Consider the following 3776-nt stretch of genomic DNA (forward strand, 5'->3'; position numbering starts at 1 on the left):
AAAACGTGTGTTTTTAGTCATCCTGTTTACCTCTCTCTCAAAGAGTTTAGTCTCCAGGATTCCCGGGGCGGTTCACAGTGCCGGCGATTCTCCATCCCATCAACAGCCGACATAATCCTGTCTGTCGTAATGTCAGATAAAAGCCACCCCTTAAAAGGCAACATCCAGAACCCGATGATGCTTTTGTCATCATCCAGGCTTTTCTTGTCTTCCTTCTCCCTTAGCCAACGCACACATGCTTCATCGAAAGTCCGTTTCGGTGATTCTCCCATCCGGTCTACCGGTAACGGCATTGAGATTGGCCGCTTCCGGCTTAAACCCGACGTCGAGGAGAGCGACATGCGCAACGTTTATCGCCAGATGGTTGAAAGCCTTCTCGCGCTGCAACCGGGATGGAAAAGCCAGCATCTGGTGAGCCTGGGCGATGGCGTCTTTGTCGATCTTGCCTTTGCCGACAATCAGGCGAGTGCGAAAGCCATTTGTGCCGTCTGGCAAGGGCAGGCGGTATGTGATGCCTTCCTGAACCTCATTGAGCCTGTAAGTATGGAATTTATTTCGTTAGGCTAAGCGCCTGAGTGTGGCATAACCCGCGCCAGTTATGTTCTGGCGCAGAATATTCTGCAACGACTTTCAGGGAACGCGGGTGATCCTTTTTGTGCCTTTTATGGTGGAGAGGTCGTGATACTTCCCATTCGAGTAAATAATCATAAACCGGGTTGCACCGGAGTATGCGCCGAATTCATTTTTAGCATTCACGATAATCGGAACAATCCAGCCAAACATTAGCTGTTCTTTATCGGCTGGCACATCTGTAACCCATGAATACCCTTTATAGGGTTCAAGGAATTTATAGTGAGCGCTGTTGGGATCTTTCAGGCGGAAATAAAAATGACTGGCAATGCTGTGCTTGTAGTTGTCGGGCAAGGTTCCATAATCCGCAAGCTGCACCTGTAATGGATCGGGCGCCTGGGATTTGGCTTCCCACCCTGCCAGGGTGACAGCTATGGCAAAAAAAGAATGATATTTCGCATGAATTGCATCCAATCTACGTAATGAATACAAAAACCTTTTTCATTGCAGGGATAAGCTAGCACCATGCGATTCATGCTTTCTATATACCGTTGATAAACAGATTATTTATCGTTGGCGCGAATGATGCCGTCATTCGTTATCCATCGGATTTTTGCATCAAATACATCAACTTCTTGCGTTATTCATCGATCTTGTCGAATGGTATCCTGTGCCAGATCGGGAAAAAATCACCCTACACAAGAAGGACATTATGAAACCAACATCCCTTGTTCTGGTTGGCTGCATGTTATTGTCATCCGTTATTTCACAGGCGGTTGCCACCGCCGAAACCTTACCCGGATCAACCGAGGGCGCACAGGTGATGAAATTCACGCCGTCACAGGATCAGACCGATTTATTCAGCAACGTCATTTATTCGCAGGTCAAAGATGGTGTGGCGCTCCGACAGCTCAGAATGTCGCTGTTAGTTCCGCGTAATAACGACCTGAAACCGGCGATTGTGTACTTCCCCGGCGGCGGTTTTATGACCGCAAACCACGATAAGTACATTGCGATGCGCATGGCGCTGGCCAATGCGGGCTATGTGGTGGCGGCAGCGGAATATCGCGTGATTCCGGATAAATTCCCGGCCCCGCTGGTCGATGGTAAAACCACCGTGCGTTATCTCCGGGCGCACGCCAAAGAGTACAATATCGATCCTGCGCGTATTGCCGTGCTGGGTGATTCAGCGGGGGGATGGCTGGCGCAAATGCTGGGAACCACCAATGGCGAAAAAGAGTATGACAAGGGCGATTATCCCGAGCAGTCTTCTGACGTTCAGGGCGTCGCCACGATTTATGGCATCTCGAATTTGCTCAATATTGGCGAAGGCTTCCCGGGACAGGTTCAGCAGGTGCATCGTTCTGCGGCGGTGACAGAAGCATTACTGGTCCACGGTGCGGCGTTTCGCACATTTGCCGGGGCGACTATCGACAGTGACCCGAAAAAAGCGCTCGCCGCAAGCCCGATGGGCCATATTACGGGCCACGAACCGCCATTTTTGATTATGCACGGCAGCGCGGATACGCTGGTTTCTCCTCAGCAAAGTGCGCAGCTGTATCAGGCGCTGAAAGCTAAAAAAGATACGGCCGAGTATGTTCTGGTCGAAGGGGCGGAGCATGGCGATATCCACTGGTATCAGCCGCAGGTGATTGACCACGTCGTCGCCTGGTTTAAGCACACCTTAGGCGCACCGCTCAAACAGAGCGCACCGGCGAAGGTGGATAAAAAATCTAATCTGTAATCCCCCGTTTTTCGACGCTGAGTCTGCCGGGAAGTCCTCTCAAACCAGGGAACGGCAGGCTCAGGGCATGTGTTTTTTATCGCTTTAAATCAAATGCCTGTTTTACTCTAACTTACTGATAAATATATAATACACGCCATGCCCACCCAGGAATTATCTTAATTTCAAATCCCGCTTTATCCTCCGTTTGCATCTCTTTACATTAGGCGCAGAATGGCTTCACTCAACTTTATGGGTGTTAACTCAATGGCATATATAGCAAAAACACCGTTAGCGTATGTCGGTCAGTCTGTGGGGAGTGGTCAGTGTGTGGCGTACACACAAAAAGCAGCGAATATGCCGCGCACGGTGGCCTGGAAACGGGGCGTCTTAGTGAAGGGCAATACGACGATCGCGGCCGGTACAGCGATTGCCACTTTTGATGCAGATGGCCGATATGGCAACCATACTGACGGGCGCTCCCATGCCGCCATTTATCTGGGGCAGGATGCATCGGGAATACAGGTTCTGGATCAGTGGATGTCTCACCGAACACTTCCTTCTGGTGAGCGCGAGACGACGCCGCATTATGTCAGTAAACGTACCATTCGCTTTCATAAGGCACCACGCGCAGAAAACAATGGAGATAATTACTATGTTGTGGAGTAAGACGCTTTTGCTCAGTGCGGGGCTGTTTTTATCTGTTGGCGCGGCGCAGGCAGCCGCAACGGTATGTCCGCAGTATCCGACTTCGCAAGATAAAACACATGCCTTAAACGATGCCAGTTTGTTTGTCGGGCCACCTAAAGATTTAGTCGATCTGATGCCGGATAATGACCAGGAAACGGTATGGACCTTGCCTGATTATCAGGATGAGGCCAAAGAGCATAAAACATCGCTCCATTTCATATGCCGATATAAGAACACGAAGCAGACAGTCGAGTTGATTGTTCCGGCTACGGCCCAAAAATGTTCTGTTGCCTATGATAAGAGCAGCAAACTCATTGCTGCTTGCGAGTAATTACCTGCCGCACAGCGTTATTCCTGAATAAGCCATAACGCTGCCGGTATTTAACCTGATGTTATTTACACCGTCGCGCTGGCAAGCGATTTATCCTGCGCATTTCCGCTGATTACCCGCGTGATTTCATCGATACGACATATCTTGCCCTCGCGCAGTTGGGCAAACATATACACCTCAATCTCGGTTCTCTGATTATCAGGCCTGGTCACCGTGACAATATGCCTGTCGGCAAGCAAATGCGAATTGCAGCAGGCCTGCTCCACGTTAAAGGCAATATGGCTTATCTGCGAGCGCACATGGTTCAGGTGCTGTAAAAATTCACTGTAATTCAACGTATTGCCATCTGTGGATTGTATGTAATCCGTCGAAAAAATCGCCTCTGGGCTAGATAGTGTCGTCACGAGGATAAAAATCATTGATAATAGGGCCTTCTAATCAGAAGGCCCTATTATCATGACT

At 49.7% G+C, this 3776-nt stretch carries 6 protein-coding genes and 1 pseudogene; 4 read left to right on the top strand and 3 right to left on the bottom strand.

What is annotated here, in order from left to right:
* Window positions 1–47 precede the first annotated feature (47 nt).
* Window positions 48–281: pseudogene (locus tag ACSZPU_RS24165) on the bottom strand (integrase); the annotation flags it as partial.
* A gap of 58 nt (window positions 282–339) precedes the next feature.
* Between ACSZPU_RS24165 and ACSZPU_RS24170 the strand changes: the two are divergent.
* Window positions 340–567 carry a hypothetical protein gene (locus ACSZPU_RS24170; RefSeq protein WP_499004093.1) on the top strand — a complete coding sequence of 76 codons (228 nt, stop codon included), beginning with the start codon at window positions 340–342 and terminating at the stop codon, window positions 565–567.
* Between the two features lie 63 nt (window positions 568–630).
* On the opposite strand, the gene ACSZPU_RS24175 is transcribed toward ACSZPU_RS24170, so the two are convergent.
* Entirely contained in the window at window positions 631–1062 is a 432-nt protein-coding gene (locus tag ACSZPU_RS24175) for a hypothetical protein (protein ID WP_499004095.1), read from the bottom strand.
* Window positions 1063–1282: 220 nt separating this feature from the next.
* On the opposite strand from ACSZPU_RS24175, the gene ACSZPU_RS24180 reads away from it, so the two are divergent.
* The 3 genes from ACSZPU_RS24180 to ACSZPU_RS24190 all read left to right on the top strand — a co-directional run bounded on the left by ACSZPU_RS24180 (window position 1283) and on the right by ACSZPU_RS24190 (window position 3314).
* A complete protein-coding gene (locus ACSZPU_RS24180; protein ID WP_499004097.1) occupies window positions 1283–2314 on the top strand; it encodes an alpha/beta hydrolase fold domain-containing protein in 1032 nt (343 codons plus the stop codon).
* A gap of 213 nt (window positions 2315–2527) precedes the next feature.
* The gene (locus tag ACSZPU_RS24185; RefSeq protein ID WP_499004098.1) at window positions 2528–2962 is read left to right on the top strand and encodes a BPSL0067 family protein; all 435 of its coding nucleotides are present in this window, start codon (window positions 2528–2530) and stop codon (window positions 2960–2962) included.
* Window positions 2949–3314: an STY0301 family protein gene (locus ACSZPU_RS24190; RefSeq protein ID WP_499004100.1), complete on the top strand. Its 366-nt coding sequence runs from the start codon at window positions 2949–2951 to the stop codon at window positions 3312–3314. The genes ACSZPU_RS24185 and ACSZPU_RS24190 overlap by 14 nt, the downstream gene beginning before the upstream one ends.
* A 65-nt stretch (window positions 3315–3379) precedes the next feature.
* Here the strand turns inward: ACSZPU_RS24190 and ACSZPU_RS24195 are convergent, their stop codons facing one another.
* Window positions 3380–3733 (bottom strand): nuclear transport factor 2 family protein, encoded by a 354-nt coding sequence (locus ACSZPU_RS24195; protein WP_499004101.1) that lies wholly within the window; start codon window positions 3731–3733, stop codon window positions 3380–3382.
* Window positions 3734–3776: the final 43 nt, after the last annotated feature.

Source organism: Phytobacter sp. V69 (assembly GCF_965644215.1).
Classification (GTDB): domain Bacteria; phylum Pseudomonadota; class Gammaproteobacteria; order Enterobacterales; family Enterobacteriaceae; genus Phytobacter.